This window comes from Hymenobacter sp. BT559 (assembly GCF_016427535.1).
Lineage (GTDB): Bacteria > Bacteroidota > Bacteroidia > Cytophagales > Hymenobacteraceae > Hymenobacter.
The window spans coordinates 525976-550527 of sequence record NZ_JAELXV010000002.1 but is presented as its reverse complement, the minus strand read 5'-3'; the positions used below and the strand labels follow the sequence as shown (position 1 = coordinate 550527).

Annotated in this window: 20 protein-coding genes and 1 tRNA gene; 9 read left to right on the top strand and 12 right to left on the bottom strand. The window is 57.3% G+C overall.

Going from position 1 to position 24552, the window contains the following annotated elements:
* Positions 1 to 9: 9 nt before the first annotated feature.
* Both JAO77_RS08880 and priA read left to right on the top strand, forming a co-directional pair.
* Complete coding sequence (locus tag JAO77_RS08880; protein WP_198989970.1) at positions 10 to 2061, top strand: thioredoxin domain-containing protein; 2052 nt, start codon at positions 10 to 12, stop codon at positions 2059 to 2061.
* Positions 2062 to 2167: 106 nt separating this feature from the next.
* Positions 2168 to 4714, top strand: a complete 2547-nt coding sequence (priA, locus tag JAO77_RS08875; protein ID WP_198989969.1) for a replication restart helicase PriA — start codon at positions 2168 to 2170, stop codon at positions 4712 to 4714.
* 74 nt (positions 4715 to 4788) lie between these two features.
* On the opposite strand, the gene JAO77_RS08870 is transcribed toward priA, so the two are convergent.
* On the bottom strand, positions 4789 to 5403 hold the full coding sequence (locus tag JAO77_RS08870; protein ID WP_198989968.1) for a hypothetical protein: 615 nt from the start codon (positions 5401 to 5403) through the stop codon (positions 4789 to 4791).
* Positions 5404 to 5595: 192 nt separating this feature from the next.
* Here JAO77_RS08870 and JAO77_RS08865 point away from each other — a divergent pair, with 192 nt between their 5' ends.
* Positions 5596 to 6375 (top strand): class I SAM-dependent methyltransferase, encoded by a 780-nt coding sequence (locus JAO77_RS08865; protein ID WP_235998322.1) that lies wholly within the window; start codon positions 5596 to 5598, stop codon positions 6373 to 6375.
* A 119-nt stretch (positions 6376 to 6494) separates the two neighbouring features.
* On the opposite strand, the gene JAO77_RS08860 is transcribed toward JAO77_RS08865, so the two are convergent.
* The 3 genes from JAO77_RS08860 to JAO77_RS08850 form a co-directional block, all read right to left on the bottom strand.
* Positions 6495 to 7784: an aminopeptidase P N-terminal domain-containing protein gene (locus JAO77_RS08860; RefSeq protein ID WP_198989967.1), complete on the bottom strand. Its 1290-nt coding sequence runs from the start codon at positions 7782 to 7784 to the stop codon at positions 6495 to 6497.
* A 114-nt stretch (positions 7785 to 7898) separates the two neighbouring features.
* Positions 7899 to 8966: a fatty acid desaturase family protein gene (locus tag JAO77_RS08855; RefSeq protein ID WP_198989966.1), complete on the bottom strand. Its 1068-nt coding sequence runs from the start codon at positions 8964 to 8966 to the stop codon at positions 7899 to 7901.
* A 270-nt stretch (positions 8967 to 9236) separates the two neighbouring features.
* The gene (locus JAO77_RS08850; protein WP_198989965.1) at positions 9237 to 9983 is read right to left on the bottom strand and encodes a hypothetical protein; all 747 of its coding nucleotides are present in this window, start codon (positions 9981 to 9983) and stop codon (positions 9237 to 9239) included.
* Positions 9984 to 10202: 219 nt separating this feature from the next.
* Here JAO77_RS08850 and dnaE point away from each other — a divergent pair, with 219 nt between their 5' ends.
* From dnaE to JAO77_RS08835, 3 genes are all read left to right on the top strand, one after another.
* Complete coding sequence (gene dnaE / locus JAO77_RS08845; RefSeq protein ID WP_198989964.1) at positions 10203 to 13919, top strand: DNA polymerase III subunit alpha; 3717 nt, start codon at positions 10203 to 10205, stop codon at positions 13917 to 13919.
* A gap of 119 nt (positions 13920 to 14038) precedes the next feature.
* Complete coding sequence (trxA, locus tag JAO77_RS08840; RefSeq protein ID WP_144849028.1) at positions 14039 to 14368, top strand: thioredoxin; 330 nt, start codon at positions 14039 to 14041, stop codon at positions 14366 to 14368.
* A 226-nt stretch (positions 14369 to 14594) separates the two neighbouring features.
* Positions 14595 to 14945, top strand: a complete 351-nt coding sequence (locus tag JAO77_RS08835) for a hypothetical protein (protein ID WP_198989963.1) — start codon at positions 14595 to 14597, stop codon at positions 14943 to 14945.
* A gap of 206 nt (positions 14946 to 15151) precedes the next feature.
* Here the strand turns inward: JAO77_RS08835 and JAO77_RS08830 are convergent, their stop codons facing one another.
* A complete protein-coding gene (locus tag JAO77_RS08830) occupies positions 15152 to 15625 on the bottom strand; it encodes an Lrp/AsnC family transcriptional regulator (protein ID WP_198989962.1) in 474 nt (157 codons plus the stop codon).
* A 184-nt stretch (positions 15626 to 15809) separates the two neighbouring features.
* Between JAO77_RS08830 and JAO77_RS08825 the strand changes: the two genes are divergently transcribed.
* Both JAO77_RS08825 and JAO77_RS08820 read left to right on the top strand, forming a co-directional pair.
* A tRNA-Asp gene (locus JAO77_RS08825) sits at positions 15810 to 15933 on the top strand.
* Between the two features lie 187 nt (positions 15934 to 16120).
* Positions 16121 to 17446 carry a hemolysin family protein gene (locus JAO77_RS08820; RefSeq protein ID WP_198989961.1) on the top strand — a complete coding sequence of 442 codons (1326 nt, stop codon included), beginning with the start codon at positions 16121 to 16123 and terminating at the stop codon, positions 17444 to 17446.
* Positions 17447 to 17510: 64 nt separating this feature from the next.
* On the opposite strand, the gene JAO77_RS08815 is transcribed toward JAO77_RS08820, so the two are convergent.
* From JAO77_RS08815 to accD, 7 genes are all read right to left on the bottom strand, one after another.
* On the bottom strand, positions 17511 to 18044 hold the full coding sequence (locus JAO77_RS08815) for a gamma carbonic anhydrase family protein (protein WP_198989960.1): 534 nt from the start codon (positions 18042 to 18044) through the stop codon (positions 17511 to 17513).
* Positions 18045 to 18136: 92 nt separating this feature from the next.
* On the bottom strand, positions 18137 to 19120 hold the full coding sequence (locus JAO77_RS08810; protein ID WP_198989959.1) for a radical SAM protein: 984 nt from the start codon (positions 19118 to 19120) through the stop codon (positions 18137 to 18139).
* Between the two features lie 79 nt (positions 19121 to 19199).
* Positions 19200 to 19976, bottom strand: coding sequence for an endonuclease III domain-containing protein (locus tag JAO77_RS08805; protein WP_198989958.1), 777 nt, complete (start codon positions 19974 to 19976; stop codon positions 19200 to 19202).
* Positions 19977 to 20072: 96 nt separating this feature from the next.
* Entirely contained in the window at positions 20073 to 20786 is a 714-nt protein-coding gene (locus tag JAO77_RS08800) for a YiaD family glycine zipper/OmpA-like lipoprotein (RefSeq protein WP_198989957.1), read from the bottom strand.
* Positions 20787 to 20969: 183 nt separating this feature from the next.
* Positions 20970 to 21245: a YMGG-like glycine zipper-containing protein gene (locus JAO77_RS08795; RefSeq protein ID WP_198989956.1), complete on the bottom strand. Its 276-nt coding sequence runs from the start codon at positions 21243 to 21245 to the stop codon at positions 20970 to 20972.
* A 158-nt stretch (positions 21246 to 21403) separates the two neighbouring features.
* Complete coding sequence (locus tag JAO77_RS08790) at positions 21404 to 22102, bottom strand: YiaD family glycine zipper/OmpA-like lipoprotein (RefSeq protein ID WP_198990382.1); 699 nt, start codon at positions 22100 to 22102, stop codon at positions 21404 to 21406.
* Between the two features lie 223 nt (positions 22103 to 22325).
* Complete coding sequence (gene accD / locus JAO77_RS08785) at positions 22326 to 23171, bottom strand: acetyl-CoA carboxylase, carboxyltransferase subunit beta (protein WP_198989955.1); 846 nt, start codon at positions 23169 to 23171, stop codon at positions 22326 to 22328.
* A 257-nt stretch (positions 23172 to 23428) separates the two neighbouring features.
* Between accD and JAO77_RS08780 the strand changes: the two genes are divergently transcribed.
* Positions 23429 to 24442: an OmpA family protein gene (locus JAO77_RS08780; protein ID WP_198989954.1), complete on the top strand. Its 1014-nt coding sequence runs from the start codon at positions 23429 to 23431 to the stop codon at positions 24440 to 24442.
* The last annotated feature ends 110 nt before the right edge of the window (positions 24443 to 24552 follow it).

The window sequence follows — 24552 nt, the reverse complement described above, 5'->3', positions numbered from 1 at the left end:
TTCCTTGCTATGTCTACACCTTCGCCTACACCAACCAACCGCCTAGGGCACGAAACCAGCCCTTACCTACTGCAACACGCCCACAACCCCGTGGACTGGTACCCTTGGGGGCCAGAGGCACTAGCACGGGCGCAGGCCGAGCAAAAACCTATTATCGTAAGTATAGGCTATGCGGCGTGCCACTGGTGCCACGTAATGGAACGCGAGTCGTTTGAAAACGAGCAGGTGGCGCGGGTAATGAATGAGCACTTTGTATGCATCAAGGTTGACCGGGAAGAGCGGCCCGATGTAGACCAAATTTATATGGACGCGGTGCAAGCTATGGGCATCCAGGGCGGCTGGCCGTTAAACGTGATGCTCACGCCCGAGGCCAAGCCCTTTTATGGCGGTACCTACTTCGCGCCCGGCAACTGGATAAAGCTGCTCGAAAACATCGCTCAGGCTTATGCCGGCGAGCACCGTGCTGAGTTAGACGGGTCAGCCGAGCGCTTTGCGCAAGTGCTGCAAGCTAGCGAACTAGAGAAATACGGCGCGGCGAGCGATGTATCTAGCGCTCAAGTGAACGACGAAGAGTTTAAGCTGCTGGCATATAACCTAGGGCTGCGCTTTGACCGCGAGCGGGGCGGCACTAACCGCGCACCTAAGTTTCCGATGCCCAATATCTGGCGGTTTTTATTGCGTACCTATCACATAACGGGCAGCCAACAGATGCTCAACCAAGTCAATCTGACGCTGCGCGAGATGGCGTGGGGTGGCATATATGACCAAGTGGGTGGTGGCTGGGCTCGCTATTCGGTCGATGCGGAGTGGCTAGTACCGCATTTTGAAAAAATGCTGTACGACAATGGCCAGCTACTAAGCCTGTACAGTGAGGCGTACCAAGTCACGCGTGACCCGTTGTACCGTGAGGTTGTGTTTCAGACCGTGGCCTGGGTACGGCGCGAACTCACCAATTCGGAAGGTGGCTTTTACTCTTCGCTCGATGCCGATAGCGAGGGCGAGGAGGGCAAGTTTTATGTATGGACGCGGGAGGAGCTGCAACACGTTTTAGGTGCCGAAGAAGCGCTGGCCGCGGCTTACTACAACTGCACGGGCCTAGGCAACTGGGAGCACGGCCGCAATATTCTGCACCGGCGGCAATCAGACGCTGATTTTGCTGCCGAGCATGGCTTGGAACTGCACGTCTTGGCTAAGCTCGTGCACGGGTGGCAGCACAAGCTGCTGGCGGCTCGGAGCCACCGCGTGCGGCCAGGACTGGATGATAAAGTATTGACTGGCTGGAACGCACTTATGCTTAGCGGGCTGGTTGCTGCCTACCGGGCCTTTGGTGAGGCCGAACTATTAGAGCTAGCGTTGCGCAACGCGGAGTTCTTACAGCAAAACCTTCGCCACGGCCCACAGCTTTATCGCACCTGGAAGAATAGCCGCGCCACTATCAACGGCTTTTTGGAAGACTACGCGCTGGTGATTGAGGCGTACATCGGTCTTTACGAAGTCACCTTCGACGAAAGCTGGCTGCGCGAAGCTGAGGTGCTGACGCGCTACGTGCTCGACAACTTCTTTGACCCGACCGAGCAGCAGTTTTTCTACACCGATGCAAGCGCCGAGCCGCTCATCGCCCGCAAGAAAGAATTATTCGACAACGTAATACCGGGCTCCAACTCGGTGATGGCGCACAACCTACTGCGCCTAGGTCGTCATCTTGAAAATACTCAGTACCAAGACCTAGCAGCGAACATGCTCGGCCGCGTGCAAAGCCTGGTAGTGAAGGAGCCGCAGCACCTTACCAATTGGGCCAGCCTCTACGTGGCGCTGGTGCGGCCGGGCGCCGAGGTGGCTATTGTCGGGCCGGAGGTCGAGAAGCTTCGACGCGAGCTTAGCCAGTATTTTCTACCGAATGATATACTTGCTGGCACATTGTCCGCTAGCAACTTACCGCTCTTGCAAGGACGTAACGCTACGGCCGAAACAACCCTTTATGTGTGCCGCAACCGGGCTTGCCAGCTACCGGTACACTCGGTGGCCGAGGCCCTAGGTCAGCTTGCGTTGGCCGAGCAGTAGGGCAACGCTAGGCGCCAGATAGCGGGCGGTATTAATGCGATTTATTAAACCATCTGCCCCGCGGCCGGGGTTATCTTTACTATTCGCCTGCCGCTAGTTAGTCTCTGTGTCGCTTACGTTCGAATTTGCTTCGCCTGCCCCCATCCCAACGCCCGCGCCCGACCGCGTGACGCTGTTTGTGGACGTCATTTTGCCCCTGCCCCTTCCCAAGCTCTACACTTACAGGGTGCCCTACGAACTGAACGACAACGTCGTAATCGGCGGCCGGGTCATTGTGCAGTTTGGGGCCAAGCGCACGCTAAGCTGCATCGTGGCCGCCGTGCACGAAACGCCACCTAAAGAATACCAGGCCAAGTACATTCTAGAGTTTATCGACGATGCGCCGGTAGTGACGCAGCCGCAGCTGAAGCTTTTCCGCTGGATGGCCGAGTACTACATGTGCACCCTAGGCGAGGTGATAAACGCCGCGCTGCCCTCGGCGCTCAAGCTGAGTTCGGAGTCGCGCATTCAACTGCACCCAGTGTTCGTGGCCGAGGGCAGCCCCTACCCGCTCGATGATAAGGAGCAACGCATTGTGGACGCCCTAGGTGGCGAAGATGGCAAGGCGCTAACCTTTACCGAAGTCGGCGACTTGCTGGAGGTGGCGTCTTTCCACAAGGTTATTAAGTCCTTGATGCAGAAAGATGTCATCTTTCTATTTGAGCAGATGGCCGACAAGTACACGCCCAAAGTGGTAAAAAAGGTGCGCCTAGCCGAGCACTTTGTAACGATGGCGGCCGTGGAGCAACTGTTCGATACGCTGGCTAGTAAGCCCAAGCAGGTCGATGTGCTGCTGAAGTATTTGCAGCGTGTGCCGGTGCATCACAACGAGCACCTCAACCAGCAGGGCATCGAGAAAGCCGCGCTTACTAGCTCGCCGCACTTGTCGCCTTCGGCCGTGAATACGCTGATAAAAAACGGTATTCTTGAGCAGTTTGACCAGATTGTCTCGCGCTTTCCACTGGAAGAAAACCCGCTGGCGCAGATGCCTTTCCAGCTCAGCGATGCTCAGACTGCGGCGCGCGACGAGGTAATGACCTTGTTTGGCCAAAAGAATATTGTGCTGCTGCACGGCGTCACAGGTTCGGGCAAGACGGAAATTTATATCGACCTCATTCGCAATGCACTCGATGGCGGGGGGCAGGTACTATACTTGCTGCCCGAAATTGCGCTCACGGCCCAGATTGTGACGCGCCTCATGCGTGTGTTTGGCTCGCGCCTAGGGGTGTATCACTCCAAGTTTTCGGACAACGAGCGCGTGGAGGTCTGGAATGGCGTGCTCTCGGGTCGCTTTCAGGTGGTGGTGGGCGTGCGCTCGGCGGTGTTTCTGCCCTTCGACAGCCTCTCGCTACTGATTGTAGATGAGGAGCACGAGTCGAGCTACAAGCAGTACGACCCCGCCCCGCGTTACAACGCCCGCGAGGTGGCCCTGATGATAGGCAACTTCCAAGGCGCCAAGGTGCTCCTAGGTTCGGCTACGCCGGCCGTTGAGACCTTCTACATGGCGCGGCAGGGGCGCTACGGGCTAGTATCACTTACGAAACGCTTTGGCGAGGCCGGCATGCCCGAGATTGAACTGATTGACACGCGCAAGCTGCGCGCTGACAAGAAGATGCACAATCACTTCTCGGCCGACTTACTGGGCGCGATGGAGAGCAAGATTGCGCAGCAGGAGCAAGTTATTCTGTTTCAAAACCGCCGGGGCTACGCGCCGGTCATTGCCTGTCAAGACTGCGGCTACATTCCAAAATGCCAGAGCTGCGCCGTGAGCCTAAGCTACCATAAGCACGCCCATGAGCTGCGCTGCCACTACTGCGGTTACCACGAGGGCATGCCCACGCAGTGCCCGGCCTGTGGCTCGCGAGCGCTGCGCACCCAGGGTTTTGGCACCGAGAAGCTGGAAGACGACCTCAAAATCATGCTGCCGCAGGCTAATGTGCAGCGCATGGACCTAGACACCACCCGCGCCAAAAACGCCTACCAGCAGATTATCGGCGACTTTGAGCAGCAAAAAACCAACGTGCTCGTCGGCACCCAAATGGTGACCAAGGGCCTCGACTTTGAAAACGTGAGCCTAGTAGGTATTGTCAATGCCGACGCTATTATTCACTACCCCGATTACCGGGCCCATGAGCGCGCCTACCAAATGTTTGTGCAAGTGAGCGGCCGGGCGGGACGCAAGGGCAAGAAGGGCAAGGTGTTAATTCAGACCGGTGACCCCACACAGGTAATTTTTGATAAGGTTATCCGCAACGATTATCTCGAGTTTTACGCCTACGAAATCGAGCAGCGCCGCGAGCACGAATACCCGCCTTTCACGCGCATGATAAAGCTGACGGTGAAGCACATGGACCAGGAGCTGGCTCAGAAGGCGGCCATCTTGCTCACGCAGGAGCTGGTCGACCGCCTAGGCCGGAGCGTAGTGTTGGGGCCCGAGCCGCCGTACATTTTTCGCATTCGCAATTTCTTCTTGCAGGAAATTGTCATCAAGCTCAGCCGCGAGCATACGGTGCTCAAGCAAGCCAAGCTGGACATTTGCGCCGCGATGGATATAGTGCGTGACCAAAAAGAGTTTCGCCAGGCCCGGCTCGTGGCCGACGTAGACCCGATGTAGGGTTGTCCCACATATAAAGAAAGCCCTAGGTGCTTGGCACCTAGGGCTTTCTTTATAACCTATACCGGCTGGCTCTAGGCTTGGTCAAGCAACCAGAGCACCAGGAAGACGAGGCCGATGATGAGCAAAATGGTACCTAGGATACCAAACACGTTACTTACCCCGCTGAACAGCAGCAGGATAATACCAATCAGGCCAAATAACAGGGCGCTACGCAGGTTGCCATCGAGGCCACCGCGGGCGGCACTGGCGTCTTGCTTCTTAAGCTGCGGCATTTGGCTGGCTAGCTTATCAATCTTTTTAGTGATTTTACGCAGAGCTAGGCGCTGCACCAGATTCGGCTTAGGAGCCGGCGTAGCGGCGGCGCTAGCCTGGGGCGCTACGGCAGCTACCGAGGCAGCCGAGGTGGCGGGTGCTACTGCCGCCGGAGCCGCCACGGGCGTGGCCGGAGCTGCCTGCACGGCCACCGAAGTGGCAGGCGCAGCCTGAACTGGAGTAGCTACTTTCACGGTAGCCGAGGCGTCGTCGGCTACTGATACGTAGGGAGTAGCTTGGGCGATGGGCGTACTAGCGGGCTGAGTAGTAGTGCGCGACAGCGGCGCATAATCGGCACGGCCACAGGCGCCAAGTGAAAGAGCGGCAGCAACAACAAGCGTAAGGCGGCCGAGAGAAAGGGACAATTTTTTCATAAGGTGAAAAAAGGGGAAGAGGTAAGAAAGTAGGGGTCCCTACGTTATATGAAGCAATTTGGCTGCGCTGTTAAGGTATTTGTTATACTTAATGTTGTTATTGCACTAAAAAATAACTGTGCGGCTTTGCTGAACGCCTACTAGCTCAGCGCTGTTGGGCAGGCAGTTTAGGAAGCCTAGGTCTACTTACGTATGAAAAAAGCCGTTGTGAGATGGGTATTGGCTGGCACAACCGCCGCTGGTGCCTGCACTCAGCTACCAATAGAATCGAACGTTGCCTCGCAGGCTTTCTTGCGTTCAGACATGCCCAATGCCCAAACGGCAGATACGGCAGGCTACGAGTCGCGCGCCCCGCGTGACCCTAGCGGCATTGGCCGCTACTACCTAGGGCGGCAAATAGCCCACGTAATGGGCCATGAGGGTGCCGACTGGCTCGAGCGCTCGGACCGCCGCGAGGAGGAAGGCACCGATATTTTGCTTAAGGAGCTACAGCTAAAACCCACCGATGTCGTGGCCGACCTAGGGGCTGGCACGGGCTTCTTTTCCTTCCGCATGGCGGCGCTCGTGCCCAATGGCCAAGTGCTAGCCGAGGACATTCAGCCCGAAATGATAGCCGAGCTAAATCAGCGCAAGGCCAGAAACAAAGTGACTAATGTGAGGCCCGTTCTAGGCACGACGACCGACCCGCACCTGCCCGCTAGTGGCGTTGACCTAGTGCTGCTGGTAGATGCCTACCACGAGTTTGACCACCCGCGCGAAATGGGCCGCGCCATTCGCAATGCCTTGCGTCCCCACACCGGCCGCCTTGCCTTGGTAGAATACCGGGCCGAGGACCCTAAGGTACCCATCAAGCCTATTCATAAGATGACCGTGACGCAGGCCAAAAAGGAAATGAGCGCCATTGGCCTGGAGTTTATAGAAGTGCGGGAGAGCCTGCCACAACAGCATCTGATGCTATTCCGGCGTCCCTAGGTAACCGGCCAACTGCTCAAAACCCGTCTGTCATGCTGAGCTTGCGAAGTATCTTCTCACGCTAGGTTGTCTCAACCGTGAAAAGATGCTTCGCAAGCTCAGCATGACAGACGGGTTTTTTACCGCTTCATCAGGCGCTCGATGTCTGCTAGCTCCAGCGGAATGTCGGCCATCAGGTCCTCGTTGCCGGTTGGCGTGATGAGGAAGTCGTTTTCGAGGCGGATGCCTAACTTTTCTTCACGGATGTAGATGCCCGGCTCAATGGTGTACACCATGTTCGCCTCAAACTTGCGGTACTTGAAGCCCACGTCGTGCACGTCGAGGCCGAGGTAGTGGCTGGTGCCGTGTGGGAAGTACTTCTTGTAGAGCGGCGCGTCGGGGTCCTGGTTTTTCACGTCGCTGGCGTTCAGCAAGTCGAGCTTGATGAGCTCCTGCTCCATTGTATCGCCCACTTCTTTGTGGTACTCCTCAATGGAATTGCCGACTACTAGGCGGCTTTGGCAGAAGCGGAACACCCGTAATACCGCCTCATACACCTGGCGCTGGCGCGGCGAGAAAGTGCCGTTGACTGGGATGCTGCGCGTGAGGTCAGCGGCGTAGTTGGCATATTCGGCGCCGAAGTCGAGCAGCAGCACGTCGCCATCCTGGCACTGGCGGTCGTTGGAGATGTAGTGTAGAATGGTAGCGCTTTCGCCGCTGCCGATGATGCTGGTGTAAGCCGGCCCGCGCGAGCCCGAACGCACAAACTCATGTAAAATCTCAGCCTCTACCTCAAATTCCCACACGCCGGGCTGCACGAAGCCGAGCAAGCGGCGGAAGGCATTGCCGGTAATCTCGCAGGCGCGGCGCATCAGCCGGATTTCCTCGGGGCTCTTGATGGCGCGCAGTTGGTGCGTAAGCTTAGCGGCGCGGCGATACTGGTGCAGCGGGTAGCGGCGCTGCAAGTCCTTGATAAAGCGGGCGTCGCGAGTTTCGACCTCTACCACCGAGCGAATGTGCTCGTTGGTGTTCAGGTACACGTAGTCGGCCTCGTTCATGAGAGCCGGCAACACGGTCTCGAACTGGTCGAGCCACATGATGGTCGGGATACCTGATACCTGACGTGCCTCTTCCTTGGTCAGCTTGTAGCCTTCCCACACCAAAATCAACTCCGAGGTCTCGCGCACGAACAAGATTTCGCGGTACTTGGGCAGCGTGGCGTCGGGGCTGATGACGAGGATGGTTTCTTCCTGGTCAACGCCGCTTAAGTAAAACAGGTCGGTGTTCTGCTTCAGCGCCAGCGTACCGTCGGCGTTGGTGGGCAGAATGTCGTTGGCATTGAAAATGGCCAGCGAGTTGGGCGGCAGCAGTTCGCGAAAGCGGCGGCGATTCTCGATAAACAACTCGGGGGCGATGGGTCCGTAGCGCATGGGCAGCAGGTAAGTAGGACAGAATGGAGGGCGCAAGTTAGCAGTCGTCCATTGGCCCTCCACAATTACCAGAAGCTTACTTCCGGCTTAAATCCTCACCTGCAATTAGTTGTCCTAAGCCAACTGTGGCACTAGCACCGGCAGCGCAATGCGCTGAGTGCGCGACCGCAAAAAGGCTACTACCGACGCCTCGTCGCGGGGTGCCCCATCGAGCAGCACAAAATGGCGCGCCAGCAGGTCATAGCGCTTGGCCATGAGGTAAAAGAAAATGTGCAGGAAGTGGATGCCATCAAACACAATGGCCTTCTGCGCGATGTACTCGCCTAAGTGCTGGCGAAAGTGCGCCGGGTGGTCGGTCCAGTGCAGCGCCGGCTTAAGGTGGTGGCTGATGTGGTAGCCATCGTTCCAGCACTTGTGGTTGTAGGCCGTGTTGATACAGGTCACACTATTAGTGTAGCAGTTGGCGGGCGTAGCAGCATCGACAAACGCGTGTTGCGCCCAGTTACCGAGCATCATAATGACCCGTGATAACACAAACGGCACCACAAACACAGCCAACGTACCCCGTAAGCTCACAAAGCTGAGCACTACCACCAACCCTAGGTATACCATTTCGCCCCGCAGAAGCCGAAAGCGTAGCGTTGTCTTGTTGCGGCGCGTGAAATAGCTAGCCAAACGCACAGCCCCGAGCAACAAGAAGTCGCCTAGGTAGCGCAAAAAACCACGGAGCGAATCGCGCTTATAGGCCATGGTCGAGCTTTCGTCGGCGGGCATATTATTCTCGGGGTGGTGCATCCCCATGTGGTGCACGAAGTATGACTCTGGCGTTTGGCCAAACAGCGGCCCCAGCACCCACGGAATGATGTGATTCAGCCAGCCGTGCTGCTTTTTAAATAGCACGCGGTGGCTAGTGCAGTGCAGCATCAGCCCAAATGGCCCTTTGAACCGCGCATTGCTAAAGTAAAAAAACAAGCCAAACACTGCCCACCACCAGGCGCCACGCAACGCGGGCACAAACAGCGCCACTGCCAGCGGCAGCATGGTGGCCGCTATTTTTAGCATAAGGTGCGCAAAAGGCAGGTCGCGCGGGTCTTGCAGATAGCGCAGCAGCCAGTTGTCGAGGTAGGATTGTGTAGTTGGCCGGATATAAACCGGGTCAGTGCTGGGGGCAAGGAATTTCATACGGTACGAAGTGTCGCCCCTTCCGCCTAGCCGCCCGCTGCCAAGGCTACTTGGCCGCAAACAAGCAGCAGCAAGCAACTGATTGGCTAATGATGAGAGCTGAACGCAGCCCCAGCGCAGGCCAGCTTGGGCCCAGTGTAGCCCTTACAACACGTCCTAAGGCAAGTAGTTCACTTAACTAGTGAAATACCTACTCACTGACTATCAAACACTCAGCTGTTAGCCACAGAATCATGCCCGCACGGAGAGTCCGGTCCGCCTCGAGCGTACCTACTTTTTTTCCAGGCCCTGAGTGGTCAGCTTCACCAAGCTCAGGTCGAGTCCCTGCTTGCGGAACTGCTCGGCAATGGTGCTGCGAAACTGACTGGCTTTCCCAGTTTTTTGCGCGTTTTGCCACCCTAGGTATAGCAGAATAGCCTGCAGCTTAGTAGTTTCCCTAAACTTGGCAATGGCGGCCGGTGAGGTCAGCGTCTTGTTTTGGGCTAGCAGGCCAGCAGTTTGTCGCTGTAGCGCGCGGTCCATCGCGGGCGTAATGCTGCGCTGGTCTAACACATTATTGACGACGATGTACCCTATTTCCAGGTAAGCAGCGAAGGCGGTGGCCGCGTTGTTGGCGGGCAGCCCCGACTCTTTCACCAGTTCGGTAAAGAGCTGCCCGTAATCGGACTTGCCCGGCCCGAAGGCATTGGTAAGAGCCTGCGCGGCGCTGGGGTTGCTCGCCTGCATCTGGCGGCTCATGTCTTGCACCGTTTGCTGCCGTAGCGCCGCCGATGGCGTGTAGGCCAAGCTGACCTTGCGGCTCGCTGCGCTGGCGGTGCTGCCCGCCGCCCCGCGCTTGGCCGATGCGTTGCGGGTGGAGGCCATCACCGCCGCGTTGTTGATGTTTACCAGTGACATGCTCACGGCCGCTTGGTTGGCCGAGTTAAACATGTCCATGTACACGTCCTGGGCGTGGGTAGCGGGGGCTAGTAGTAATCCCAGCACGGCCGTTGTTGCGAGCGCAAGCAGCTTCTTCATCACAGGTGAGTTTACCCGCCGCCTAGGTGCGGCGTCGGAAGTGTACGCCGGCGGCGGGCGGCCAGTCCGCGGTAGCTCCCCAAAATCAAGTATGCACAGTATCAAGACTTCCACTAGCTGGGCTTGCCTCGCCCCAAGCAGCGGGGGTATCTTTACTTAAACCCGCCGCACCAATCAGCAAGCACTTTTTGTTCATTGCTCATTGCTATTTGACTCCCGATGCCCACGTTTTCGCACCTCCACTCGCACACCCAGTATTCGCTGCTCGACGGCCAGGCCAGCATCTCGGCGCTTATGAAGAAGGCGCAGGCCGACGGCATGCCCGCCGTAGCCCTCACCGACCACGGCAACATGTTCGGGGCGTTCAACTTCGTGGCCGAGGCTAATAAGTACAACGTGAAGCCGATAGTGGGCTGCGAGTTTTACCTAGTGGCCGACCGTCACAAGAAAACCTTCTTGCGCGAAAAAGGCGAAAAAGACGAGCGCTACCACCAGCTGCTGCTCGCCAAAGACCAGGCCGGCTACCACAACCTGGCCAAGCTGTGCTCGCTCAGCTTTATCGAGGGCGTGTACTCGAAGTTTCCGCGCATTGATAAAGAGTTGATTCTGAAGTACCACGAGGGGCTGATTGCTACCTCGTGCTGCATCGGGGCCGAGATTCCGCAGGCCATCCTGTTTGAGAGCGAGGAAGCGGCCGAGGAGAAGCTGAAGTGGTGGCTCGATGTGTTTGGTGAGGACTTTTACATCGAGATTCAGCGGCACGGACTGATGAACTTCGACGGCACCGGCAAAAGCCAGGAGGATGTAAACCAGGTGCTCCTAGGGTTCGCGAAGAAGTACAACGTCAAGGTTATCTGTACCAACGACTCACACTACGTTGACCAGACCGACTACGCTGCCCACGACCTGCTACTGTGCGTGAACACGGCCGAGGAGCGCAGCATCCCGGTCGGCGACTTCGAGACCAACTACTACACCGTGCTCACCGCCGACCAGCGCGTGCACTATGGTCCGCTCGATGAGCTGCGCAAGGCGCACAGCTACGACGAAAACGCCCGCCGTATGCTCTCGCGCATCGACGAGGAGCTGCAAAAGCCACCCAAGCAGCGCCGCCGCCGCTTCGGCTTCGCCAACGACCAGTTCTATTTCAAGAGTCAGGCCGAGATGTCGGAGCTGTTCGCGGACGTGCCCGAGAGCCTCGACAACACCAACGAGATAGTCGATAAGATAACGCCGCCCAAGCTGGCGCGCGACATTCTGCTCCCCAACTTTCCGCTGCCCGCCGGCTTCGCTACGGCCGACGATTTTTTGCGCGAGCTGACCTACGTGGGGGCCTTCGGGCCGGGCGCCGGCAATGGCACCGTGACCATGAGCAAGCCGCCTAGGTACTCCGAGCGTACGCCCGAGGTTGAAGAGCGACTGGAGTACGAGCTGCGCATCATCAAGACGATGGGTTTTGCGGGCTACTTCCTGATTACGCAGGACTTTATCAACAAGGGCCGTAGCATGGGCGTGGCCGTGGGGCCGGGCCGCGGCTCGGCCGCGGGCTCGGCAGTGGCCTACTGTGTGGGCATCACCAACATCGACCCCATTAAGTACTCGCTGCTATTCGAGCGCTTCTTGAACCCCGAGCGCGTGTCGATGCCCGATATCGACATCGACTTTGACGACGTGAACCGTCAGAAAGTCATTGACTATGTGGTGGGGAAGTACGGGAAAACGCAGGTGGCCCAGATTATCACCTTCGGCACGATGGCCGCCAAGTCGAGCATCAAGGACGTGGCCCGCGCCATGGAATTGCCGCTGCCCGCCGCCAACGAAATGGCCAAGCTCGTGCCCGAAAAGCCCGGCACTACCCTATCCGGCGCCTTTCGCGACGTGCCCGAGCTGCAAGCCATCCGCGACGACAAAACCGACCTTAAGGGCCAGATTCTGGCCCTGGCCGAGCGCCTCGAAGGCTCGGTGCGCAACACGGGCATTCACGCAGCGGGCGTCATCATTGCGCCCGACGACATCACGAACTACATCCCAGTCTCGACCTCTAAGGACTCGGACCTGCTCGTGACGCAGTTCGACGGCAAGGTGATTGAGAGCGCCGGCATGCTCAAGATGGACTTTCTGGGCCTCAAAACCCTGACCATCATTGTGGATGCCATGAACTTGATTGAGCGCAACCACGGCGTCAAAATCGACATCGACAACATTCCGCTCGACGACGAGAAGACGTACGCGCTCTACCAGCGCGGCGACACCATCGGCACGTTCCAGTTTGAATCGGAAGGTATGCGCATGTACTTAAAGGACTTGAAGCCGACCAACATTGAGGACTTGATTGCGATGAACGCCTTGTACCGCCCGGGCCCGATGCAGTTCATCCCGGACTTCATCAACCGCAAACACGGCCGCGAGCCGGTCGAATACCCGCACGAGTTGCTCAAGCCCATTCTGGAGTACAGCCAGGGCATCATGGTGTACCAGGAGCAGATTATGCAAACGGCCCAGATTCTGGCCGGCTACTCCCTAGGTGGAGCAGACCTACTGCGCCGCGCCATGGGTAAGAAGGACATGAAAAAGATGGCCCTAGAGCGCGAAAAATTCGTGAAGGGTGCAGGCGAAATCCACAAGATTCCGGCCAAGAAGGCTTCTGAAGTCTTCGACGTGATGGAGAAGTTTGCGGAGTACGGCTTCAACCGCTCGCACTCGGCAGCCTACTCGGTTGTAGCCTATCAGACTGGCTACCTCAAGGCTAACTACCCGGCTGAGTACATGGCGGCCGTACTCACCAACAACATGGGCGATATCAAGAAGGTGACCTTCTTTATCGAGGAAGCCCGCAAGCAAGGCGTGGCCGTACTCGGGCCGGATGTGAACGAAAGCGAGCAAAAATTCAACGTACCGCGCGCCAATCAGATTCGCTTCGGCCTCGCTGCCGTAAAGGGCGCGGGTGAAGCGGCTGTACTCGAACTTGTAGAGGAACGCCAGAAAAACGGCCCGTTCACCGACGTGTTCGACTTTGCGAAACGCGTTAACCTGCGCGCTGTGAATAAGAAAACCTGGGAAAGCCTGGCTCAAGCCGGTGCCTTTGACAGCTTCGAAAAGTATAACCGCCGCCAGTTTATGGATGCCCCGGCCGGCGACCAAAACTTGATTGAGAAGGCCTTAAAGCTCGGCCAGCAGCACCAGGCCGCCAAGGAATCGGCGCAGCACAGCCTGTTCGGGGCTGGCGCCTTCGGGGCGGTGGCTGCGCCGCTGCCCAAAATACAGGACCTAGAGGAATGGAGTGCACCCGAAAAGCTGCGCCGCGAGAAGGAAGTGGTGGGCTTCTACCTCTCGGGCCACCCGCTCGACACCTTCCGCATGGAAATCGACGCCTACTGCACTTGTCCGCTCGACAAACTCGACCAGCAAAAGGGCAAGGACGTGAATATCGCCGGCTTGCTTTCGGGCGTAGTATTCCGCACGACCAAGAGCGGGCAACCGATGGCCTCGTTCAACGTGGAAGACTACGATTCGAGCATCAACCTAGCGCTGTTCCGCGACGACTACACGCGCTTCAGCGCCCTCATCAACCCACGGAACTACCCGCAGGAGCAGGTGCCGCCTATGTTCATCCGGGGCAAGATGGAACTGCGCTACGGCACTCAGGACCAGTGGGAATTGAAAATAAAAACCATGGAACCGCTGGCGCAGGTGGCCGAAAAGCTCAGCAAAGGCGTGCGCGTGAAGCTCGATTTGCGCACCGTGACCGGGCCCATGATAGACCGTTTGCAAGAAGCCATCGAGCACGCCAAGGGCTCGAAGCGATTGGAGATTCAATTTGTAGAGCCGCACGAAAAGCTAGCCGTGGATATGTTCTCACGCCGCTTTCAGATTGAACCCAAGGCATTTATCGACAAAATGCGTGAGTTTGAGCTGGACGTTTGCGCGCTGATTTAGGACGCGTGAACTAGCGCTGAACTTTCTACCACTACCGTTGTTTTACTCGCACTCCGCTACCTTGCGGCCTTGTCGGCCGTACACGCCGGACGTTTTTTCACTAACCAAACCTTAGCGTCATGGCGCACAAAGCAATTGAAATAACCGACGCCAACTTCGAGGAGATTATCAACTCGGATAAGCCAGTACTAGTAGACTTCTGGGCCGAATGGTGCGGCCCCTGCCGCATGGTAGGCCCAGTGGTAGAAGAGCTGGCCGGCGAATACGAAGGCAAAGCCATCATCGGCAAGGTAGACGTAGACGCTAATCCTCAGACGTCGATGAAGTTCGGCATCCGCAGCATCCCGACGCTGCTGGTGTTCAAGAACGGCCAAATCGTAGATAAGCAAGTAGGCGCTGTGCCCAAGCACGTGCTCGCCCAGAAGCTCGAAGCGCAGGTAACCGCCTAGGTAGCTTCGCTGCTTCGTTTTTTGTAAAAGCCCCTCGCCCCACCAGGCGAGGGGCTTTTGCTATTTCAAGGCACTGCCACGGCGGCAAGCACAACCCAGCATACCGGGCCTCTCGTAGAATATTCTCAACAGTGCAAGGTTGTTTTTGATAAGCCGACACCTTACCTGTTGGCACACTTTCTGCCACCTAGGACACCACCTCTTTCACCTCCTTTTTTCACACCCCATGCAACGCTTCACCTCCCTTTTCGCCGCCCTGCTCGTAGCTGGCAGCTTCGCTGCTAACGCCCAAACGACCCCGACTGCCACTACCATGAGCAGCACGTCGAAGACGATGACTACTAAAACGACACAGGCCCCGGCCAAAACCACAACCCGCATAACGACCATGACCAACCCAGCGGGCATGAGCAAGTCATCGACTACGACCAAAAGCCAGGCTAGCATGAGTAAGTCGAGCACCATGACCACGCCCTCGGGCATGAGCAAATCGTCGACCACTACCAAAACTAGCGCTGCTCCGGGCATGCAGTCGAAGTCTACCAAGACCACGTCAACGACCAAGTCGGTAATGTAAGGCTGACTAGCAGCCACAAAAAAGCCCCTCACAGTGAAGCTGTGAGGGGCTTTTTTGTGGCTGCCGTTGCTTTCAGGCACACCTGTATCAGTGAATGGCAACCTGAGAGCCAAGCAAAGCTGAGATGCACTGAATGCACAGTAAGCTTCGTGTAACCCCTAGGTCTGCATGCATACCTAGGGCGTTTGGTGCAGCCCAGCTACTGGCTAAGCACCTTTTTCTAATTGTACCGAGCGGCTAAATACTTCATCCAGCGAGATTAGAGTTTCGGTGCGCTCTACACCTTCTATCTGCTGCACCTGGTCGTGCAGCACATTGCGTAGGTGCTGGGTGTCGCGGCAAGCTAGGCGGGCAAACAAGTTGTAGCTGCCCGTGGTGAAATGTAGGCTCACCACCTCAGGAATACCGCGCAGCCGCTCAATTACGCTGTCGCAGTAGGAACTCTTGAGCAAATAGATACCTAGAAAGGCCTGAATACTATAGCCAACTTTTTGTAAATCAAGGTCTAGGGTAGCGCCACGCACAATACCTAATTCTTCGAGGCGCGTCATGCGCACGTGGATAGTGCCGCCGGAGACCTGCAATTGGCGAGCAATCTCAGAATAAGGCAGCTTGGCATCCTTTACCAGCAAGCTGATGATGCGCCGGTCAGTGTCATCTAATTCATAAGGGCGGGACATGGGGAGGGAGTAAGTAGTAGCAAAAAACAAAATTAAGCGCTTATAGCAAATACTATTAAAAATTCAGCCCTTGATTGAAGATTAAATAATTTTTCAATCTTTTTTAAATAAAATTTGCATAATAAGAAAAAGTCGTTTTACCTTTGACATATCAAAACGCAAACGGCGTGGCGGTACCAAACCTTGTAGTGTGGTGAAATTGGCAGACACGCCCTCCTATCTCGGGGGTGAAGAGTAATGGGATAAATTGCATGCTCCCCGGAGCCGCGACTAACCACTTCGTGGAGGTTCAAGTCCTTCCGCTACAGCTTTTTACGAAAAAGGCACCTTCTTCATGAGGGTGCCTTTTTTGCTTTATAACTTCTTGGGCAGCTAGCGAATAATGAGCAGTTCTGGCGTTATCAATTACCTCGACGTCAACTCGCTCTCCTAAACTCCGTACTTTTGGCCTTATAAAGGCTGCCCGACCGTCCGCGTCTGAGGGGAGCCGACCACATGGGCTTAAAAATACTGATTACCCTCCTACTCGTTCTAATCAACGGGTTTTTCGTCGCCGCCGAGTTTGCCTTGGTCAAGGTTCGCTCTTCTCAAATAGACTTGCGTGCTCAGGAGGGCAACAAGTTGGCCCGGCTTACCCAGACGATGCTGCACAATCTGGAGGCGTATCTCTCGGCTACCCAACTGGGTATTACACTAGCGTCACTGGGCCTAGGTTGGATTGGGGAGAGCGTAGTGGCCGAAGTGCTACTGGCCATCATCCACAAGTTTGGGCTGGTTGTTTCTCCCGAAACAGTGCACAGCATTGCACTAGTGGCCTCGTTTGCCACTATCACGGTGCTGCACATTGTTATTGGCGAGCAGGCACCTAAGGTGCTGGCCATTCAGAAGCCGGAGGCAACTACTTTGTCTATCGTTGCGCCGCTGCGTATTTTCTACATCGTCACGTTCCCAGCTATTTGGCTGCTGAATAAGTTGTCAAACGGCTTGCTAGGTTTGTTTGGGGTACGAGCCGTACACGGCAGCGACGTACACACGGCTGAGGAGCTGCGCATCCTGCTCGACCAAAGTAAGGAAAGCGGCGAAATTCAGGACTCGGAGCACGAGCTGATTGAAAACGTCTTCCAGTTTAACGACCGCATGGTGAAGCAGATAATGGTGCCCCGCACTAAGCTCGCTGCCCTTGATGTGAACGCCCCGGAAGACAAGCTGCTCGAAAAGATTTTTAGCGAAGGCTACTCGCGCCTGCCCGTGTATGACGGCAGTATCGACAATATCGTGGGCGTGCTCAATGTCAAGGACTTGCTGCCCATTGTTCGGCGTGGCGAACCACTGGAGCTGGCCCGCATCATGCGCCCGGCTTATTTCGTGCCCGAAACCAAGAAAATTAATCGCTTGCTGCGCCAGTTTCAGCGCAAGCACATTGTCATGGCCGTAGTGAGCGACGAGTTTGGCGGCGTGTCGGGCATCGTCACCATCGAGGACATCATGGAGGAGCTGGTAGGCGAAATCCAGGACGAGTACGACAACGAAGTACCGGTGGTAGAAAAGATTTCCGAATCGGAATACCGCGTTAATACCTCTACCCCCATCCCCGACGCCAACGAATACCTCCCCTACCCCCTGCCTGAGGGCGACGACTACGAAACGGTAGGCGGCCTGCTAAATGTGCTGTATGGCAACATTCCGGAAGTGGGCGATGTGGCTGTGCTTGAACCCTACGAGTTCCGGGTACTCAGCCGGGCCGGCCGGGTAGTCGAGATGGTGCAGCTACGCGTGCTAACCCCGCTGGTGCCGGCCGATGAAGACCCACTGGCCGCTTAGGTCCTTACTACAAGCTTTTCTTGCATTAGCCGCTGTATGCTAACAGGCAAACAGCGGCTATTTGCTATTCTGCCGCCGCTGCGCTATCGGCAAACCAGCTAGCGTACAGTTGATAATTGGATGCTGTGCGGCGCAGGCCCTCGGCCTGTGCCTCGCTCACAGGTTTGATTTTCTTGGCAGGCACGCCGGCGTAGAGGTAGCCAGGCTCGCATACCATGTTTTCGAGCACTACGGCGCCCGCCGCAATAAGGCAGCCGCGGCCCACTACGGCGTGGTCCATCACGATGGCGCCCATGCCGATGAGCACATCATCCTCGATAGTACAGCCGTGCACCAGCGCCCGGTGGCCGATGCTCACCCGCGACCCGATTGTCAGGGCTGCCTTTTGGTAGGTGCAGTGCAGCACGGCCCCATCCTGAATGTTGGTTTCGTCGCCGATGCGAATGCTATTAACGTCGCCCCGAATCACGGCCGTAAACCATACCGTGCAGCCCCGGCCCAGCACTACATCGCCCACCACAGTAGCGTTATCAGCTAAAAAGCAATCGGAGCCAATGGTAGGCATAACGCCCTGGACGGGCAGCAACAAAGCAGGCATACGGCAAATAAATAAGGTGAGCGGCCAAATGTAGGGCTATCGCTGCGTGCAAGCGCATGTTCCTTAGGTAGCTCGCCAGGCTACTGGCATAACTAAGCGCGCAACAAACGCTTCCAGGTACCCTTTTCCCAGTTGTATTTCAGTGTGCTGGGCAGCGCCTCCCAGAAATACTTGCTGGTTTCGACCGCGAAGCTGGGCTGCATGTAGCAATTGATGGTGCAGCCCTCGCACTGCGGCAAGCGGCCTTCGAGGGCTGCAAGGCGCTGGGTGGCGGGGGCATTATAAAGGTCAAACAGCTGGCCCTCGATAGGAAACTTCTGCTCGCCTAGGTGGTAGCAGGGCAGTACCAACTCATTGCTGGGCGAGATGACTAGAGTGGTGCTAGCGGCCCGGCACACCGGCGCGGCTACGTGGTTGCCGCCGTCGCGGCGCAGGGCAATAAACCCTTCGTTGAGGTACACGCCCCGGCGCTTGCCAAAGGCCGATAGATATGCTAGTTCGTCTTCTGTTAACTGCTCGCCGGTTTCAACGTCGCCATAGTCGAACGCCGGGTTGATTATGAGCATCAGGCCATTGGGCTGCGTGATATCGCGGTACACAGCTTCTAGGTCTGCTAGGTTTTTGCGGAAGACTGTGAACAAAATATCGGGCCGCTCACCCAACTCCTTGGCCACTCGAATGCTTTCGAGTACGAAATCGTAGCAGGCCACGCCGCGCCCTAGGTCGTGAGTAGCGCGGTCGGCCGAGTCGAGCGAGAAATGCAGCATATCGACCAGCCCGCGCAGCTTCTGCGCATTCTTTGGGTAAAGCAGGCCGTTAGTCGTGACGGTGGTGATAAAACCCAGCTGCCGGGCCAAGGCTAGAAACTCGGGTAGCTGCCGGTGCAGTAGTGGCTCGCCGCCCGTAAAATCTATCACCTTCACTCCTAGCCGCTTGAGGTCGCGCAGATTTTGCTCGACATCGGCCAACGTGATATAGGGCGAAGGCTTCTCCCAGATATCACAAAACGAGCACTTCGCGTTGCAGCGGTACGTGACGTAGTAGTTGCAGAGAACTGGGTGGCGAACGAGACGCATAGCTGAGGGCAAACTGAGTAGCTCGCGGGGCTGCGAAAATGCCACAGCTACGCGAACTACAAAGTTCGTCCTACGAAAGTTAGTGCGGGAGTTGGCCCCAGGCTGCTGCGTCCCAGTGCTTGGGAGTGGCCGCTAGGGCCTCGGGCGTGGCCTCGCCATAGTGCTCTTGGTAGTAGCTGCAAAAGCCTTTGAGCGGGCAACGGGGGCAATTGGGCCGTTGAAAGAAGCAGATTTGCTGGCCCAGCCAGTAATTATGCTTGTGAAAGTTGAACAGCCCCTCGGGGTCGAGGTGAGGCTTTAGCATATCTAGCAGCACGGCATGAGCTTTCTCGACTGATACCTTGGGACCTAGGAAGCCCACGCGCTGCGCCACGCGGTGCACATGGGCATCGACGGGCAGCACGGGCTTGCGAAAATTAAAGAGCAGCACCAGCGACGCCGTTTTCAGGCCGATGCCGGGCATGTCGGTCAGCCACTCCATGCTGCGCTCGGTGGGCCAGTCGGCCAAGAAGTCGAGGTCGAAGCTGCCGCCCGTTTCGGCCTTGATGCGCCGCAGAATTTCCTGAATGCGGGGCGCCTGCGTGGCCGGCCAGCGCGTGGTGCGGATGGCATGAATCAGGTCGTCGAGCGGGGCCGCCAGCACGCCCTCCCAATCGCCAAAGGCTTCGAGCATGCGGTCGTAGGCCAGCTCCTCGTCGGCGTGGGTGGTGCGGTGCGACAGCAGCGTCGAGATGAGCTCGCGCATGGGCGTGCGCCGGGCGGCGGTAGGCACTGGCCCAAAAAACTCATTGAGGCTGGTGTGGTCGGCCAGGGCCTTATCGGTGGGGGAGGCAGTGTAGGTGGCGGGAGTTGGCATAAGCAATTGTACCGCCAAGCCCAGCCCTAGGTTGTTGTGGCAGGCACAAAAAAAGCGGCCCTTTGCGGAGCCGCTTTTTTCTCAGTGCAAGAGCGCTTACAGTTGGCCACGCTTGGCAGCTTTCTGCATCTTCTCGTTGGCGAAGATGGCTACCTCTACGCGGCGGTTGGCGGCCTTACCGGCTACCGATGTGTTGTCGGCCACGGGCTGCGACGAGCCATAGCCAGTAGCCGTGATGCGGCTGGTATCTACACCTTTGGCGGTCAGCTCGTTGGCCACCGCTTGGGCGCGGCGCTGACTCAGGGGCTGGTTGATGGCATCGGAGCCCGACGCGTCGGTGTGGCCGTCGATTACCACGTTGGTGTCGGCATACTTCTGAAGCGTGTTGGCTAGCTCATCGATGTTGCCCGTAGCGGCGGGCGTCAGGCTCGACGAGTTAGAAGCGAACAGGATGCCCGAGGCAAACGTGATTTTAATGCCTTCGCCAATACGCTCTACTTTGGCGCCTTCGAGGTCGCGGCGTAGCTCGGCGGCTTGCTTATCCATTTTGCGGCCGATGAGCGCGCCACCCGCGCCGCCCACTACGGCACCTAGGATGGCACCCTTTGCCGTGCCCGACTTACCACCAATAACGCGGCCTAGAATGGCACCGCCAGCTGCGCCGCCCAAGCCACCAATGATACCGCCTTTCGCGGTTTTGCTCATGCCTTTGGGCTTAGCAGTCGATACGGTCGATTGAGCCTGTGCGAAGTGCCCTACCAGTAGCAACAACGCAAGCAGGTAGGAGAAAGAAAAGCGTAGGGTCTTCATGAACTTATAAGTGGAATGTAAAAATGGTGACGGGTTGAATGGAGCAGCTATGAGCTGGCAAGTTCGGTACGTTACAACCACCTTGCCAAATATCAGCGGCCTTTTACGGCGCAACTACAATTGAGACTACCTAGGGCACAAAAAAGCCCGGCTGGTGGGCCGGGCTTTGCGCTGCGGAGCAGCTTATTTTTTGTTTTTATAGCGATAGTAGCGAGCGGGGTCTTTCTTCTTGTCTTGGTTGCGGCCGATGAGGCCACCGCCTACTACGCCAGCAGCTGTACCAATGAGAGCGCCTTTCGTGCCGCCAATTACGGCACCAGTTACCGCCCCGGCACCACCGCCGATAGCAGCACCTTTGGCTTTGCGGCTCCAACCTTTACGGTCCTGGGCTTGCACTGCCGAACTGCCTAATACGATAAAAGTCAACAGTAAAACGAAGATTCTGGCAAACGCTTTCATAACAAAGAGGAAGTTTAGAGGAAGGGAACGTAGCGTGCCGCTACACAGTGAGCTTTAACGAAACAGCGAAATCCTAGGTTGTGCTTGGCGCACAAAAAAAGCCTGAGCGTTACCGGCTCAGGCTTTTTAAAGTTCAGCTTATCAAGCCGATTGCGTTGTTATAGCGTGCCGGCCTCAGCGGCCTTCTTCATTTTCTCGTTGGCGTAGATAGCTACCTCTACACGGCGGTTAGCCTGGCGGCCTTCGGCGGTGGTGTTGTCAGCAACGGGGTCGGCCGAGCCGAGGCCCTTGGTGCTAATGCGGCTGCTGGCTACTTCCTGGGCCGTCAGGCTGTTGGCCACGGCTTGGGCACGGCGCTCGCTCAGGGGTTGGTTGATGGCATCGGTACCAGTGTTGTCGGTGTGACCTTCTACCAGCACGTTGGTGTCGGCATATTTCTGGAGCGTAGCGGCCAGCTTCGAGATGTCAGCCTGCGAGGCCGGGCGCAGCGAGCTGCTGTTTGTGTCGAAGAGGATGCCCGAGTCGAACGTGATTTTGATGCCTTCGCCCACGCGCTCTACTTTGGCATTGGCCATGTCGCGCTGCAGCTCAGCAGCCTGCTTGTCCATGCGGCGACCGATGATAGCGCCCGTGCCGCCACCTACGGCAGCCCCCAGGATGGCGCCAGCCGCCGTACCCCGGCCGCCCCCCAGGAGGCCGCCTACTACGCCACCCAGCACCGCGCCGCCGCCGGCCCCGATGAGGCCACCTTTATTGGCCTTAGTCATACCGGTTTTGCGGGCCCCGGTGCCGTTGTTGCTCGATAGGTCGGGCTGGGTGGTAGTCTGGCGCGAAGAAGCGCACGAACCAAGCAGCATTACAAAGGCCATCAGCGTGGCCAAGAAGGTCTTAGGAGTTGTCATGGGGACGGGTGTTAAAGAAAGTTGTGGCTTTACAACCGAGCAGTATACGAAAAAGCCCACCCCGGTTGTTGGGGATAGGCTTTTCAAAGGCTGTGCCAAAGCGGGCAGGCCGGTAACGGTGAGGGAAGGCAAAAAGCTGAAATTAAGCTTTTCCTTAGCGCCTTACTTACTCTTCTGATTACTTCTTTACCATACCTAGAAGGTCGGCCAAGCGCTGCTTCAGCTCGCGGCGGTCCACGATGAAGTCGAGGAAACCGTGCTCGAGCACAAACTCCGCGCTCTGGAAGCCCTTAGGTAGGTCTTTGCCAATGGTTTCTTTGATAACTCGCGGGCCGGCAAAGCCGATGAGGGCGCCGGGCTCCGCAATGTTGAAGTCGCCGAGCATGGCGAAGGAAGCCGTAACGCCGCCCGTGGTGGGGTCGGTGAGCAGGCTCACGTAGGGAATGCCGGCCTCGGCCAGCAGGGCCAGCTTGGCCGAAGTTTTGGCCATTTGCATCAGCGAATAGCCGGCTTCCATCATGCGCGCGCCGCCCGAGCGTGAAATCATCAGGAAGGGCACCCGGTTTTGGCGGGCGTAGTCGATGGCGCGGGCTATCTTCTCCCCCACTACCGAGCCCATCGAGCCGCCGATGAAGCGGAAGTCCATGGCTGCAATAACCAGCGGCTGGCCAGCGCTTTGGCCGTGGGCCGTGCGCACGGCATCCTTAAGGCCGGTGTTTTTCTCGGTAGACTGCACCCGCTGCGGATACGCTTTGGTATCAACAAAATGCAGCGGGTCGCCCGAGGTCATGTTGCCGTCTAGCTCTTCGTACTGCCCCTCATCGAAAAGCAGCTCGAAATACGTGCCGGCATCGATGCGGTCGTGGTGGCTACAATTGCCACACACGTAGTTGAGGCGCCGGTGCTCGGCCATCGTGACCACCGTTTTACACTCAGGGCATTTATACCAGAGGCCATCGGGGGTCTCTTTCTTTTGCTCGGTAGGGGTAATAATACCTTTTTCCTGTCGCTTGAACCAAGCCATAGATAATGGGGAGAACGCTAGTAGCAGCGGCCCGAAGCCAGCCACTAAAAAATGCGGGTGAGTACGTGTAGAAGCAGTAAAACTAACTGGCAGCGAGGCCAGGCTGTGGGTAAACGGAGGGGCAGCTACCCCCCGGCCCGCCAGCATACCCAGCGCAAACAGGGCCGGGCACGCTGCGCAAGGGCAGAAAGGTGGGCAAAGGTACGGCAGCGGAAATTGCGGTAACTTGGCAGACAAAACTCATTTTTCTTCCACTTATGTTTTCTGCGAAATTTACGGTTCGCCGGGCGTATCCACTGGGCGTGGCTCTACTAGCTGCCACCACGCTTACGCTGCCTAGCTGCGTGACGGCCAAGCGCTACGACGACTTGCAGGCACGCCAGCGCAACGAGCAGGAGGCGCGCCTCGCCGCCGAGCAGCAGGTGCGCCAGCTTAAGGCCGACCTACAAAAAACTAACGACGTGCTGAATGAGCTGCGCACCGACCAGAAGCGACTGGTCGCCGACTCGACCCAGAACGGTAACTCCCTGCGCCGCACCCGCACGCTCTATAACCAGCTCACCGAGAGCTACGATAAGCTGCTCAAGAACAGCGACCGCGCCCTTGCCGACCGCAACAATGAGTATGGCAAATTGGCCAAGGACCTCGCCACCCGCGAGGCCGAGCTGGGCACGCTCGACCAGAGCCTGCGTAAGTCGAAGGCTGACCTAGCCGCCCGCGAGGCCAAGCTAACCGAACTGACCCAGGCGCTCGCCGAAAAGGATAAGGCCGTAAATGACTTGAAGGCTCGCGTGAGCAACGCCCTGCTCAGCTTCAATTCCAAGGACCTGCAAGTGAAGCTCAAGGACGGCAAAGTGTATGTATCGCTCTCCGAGCAGCTACTCTTCAAGTCGGGCTCGACCAAGGTAGACCCCAAAGGCCAAGAAGCCCTTAAAAAACTAGCGGCCGTGCTGCAAGAGCAAAAAGACGTGAACGTGGTGGTAGAAGGCCACACCGATAACGTACCCATGCGCCCCACCGGTGGCATTACTGACAACTGGGACCTAAGCGCCCTGCGCGCCACCGACATCGCCCGCCTGCTCACCAACAGTGGCGTCGAGCCCAGCCGCATCACGGCCTCGGGCCGCTCGCAGTACGTGCCCGTAGCCAGCAATAGCACACCCCAGGATAAGGCCCTCAACCGCCGCACCGAGATTATTTTGACACCTAAGCTCGACGAGCTATTTCAGATACTGGACAGCAATAGCAGCGGCACAACTACCAAGCCCTAGGTATCTTGCTGGCCGATTTGCAACAAAAAGCCCGTTCCACATAAATGGAACGGGCTTTTTGCTTTGTACTAGCCTAGGACGATTTTGTACCAACCTAGGGCGTTTTCCCT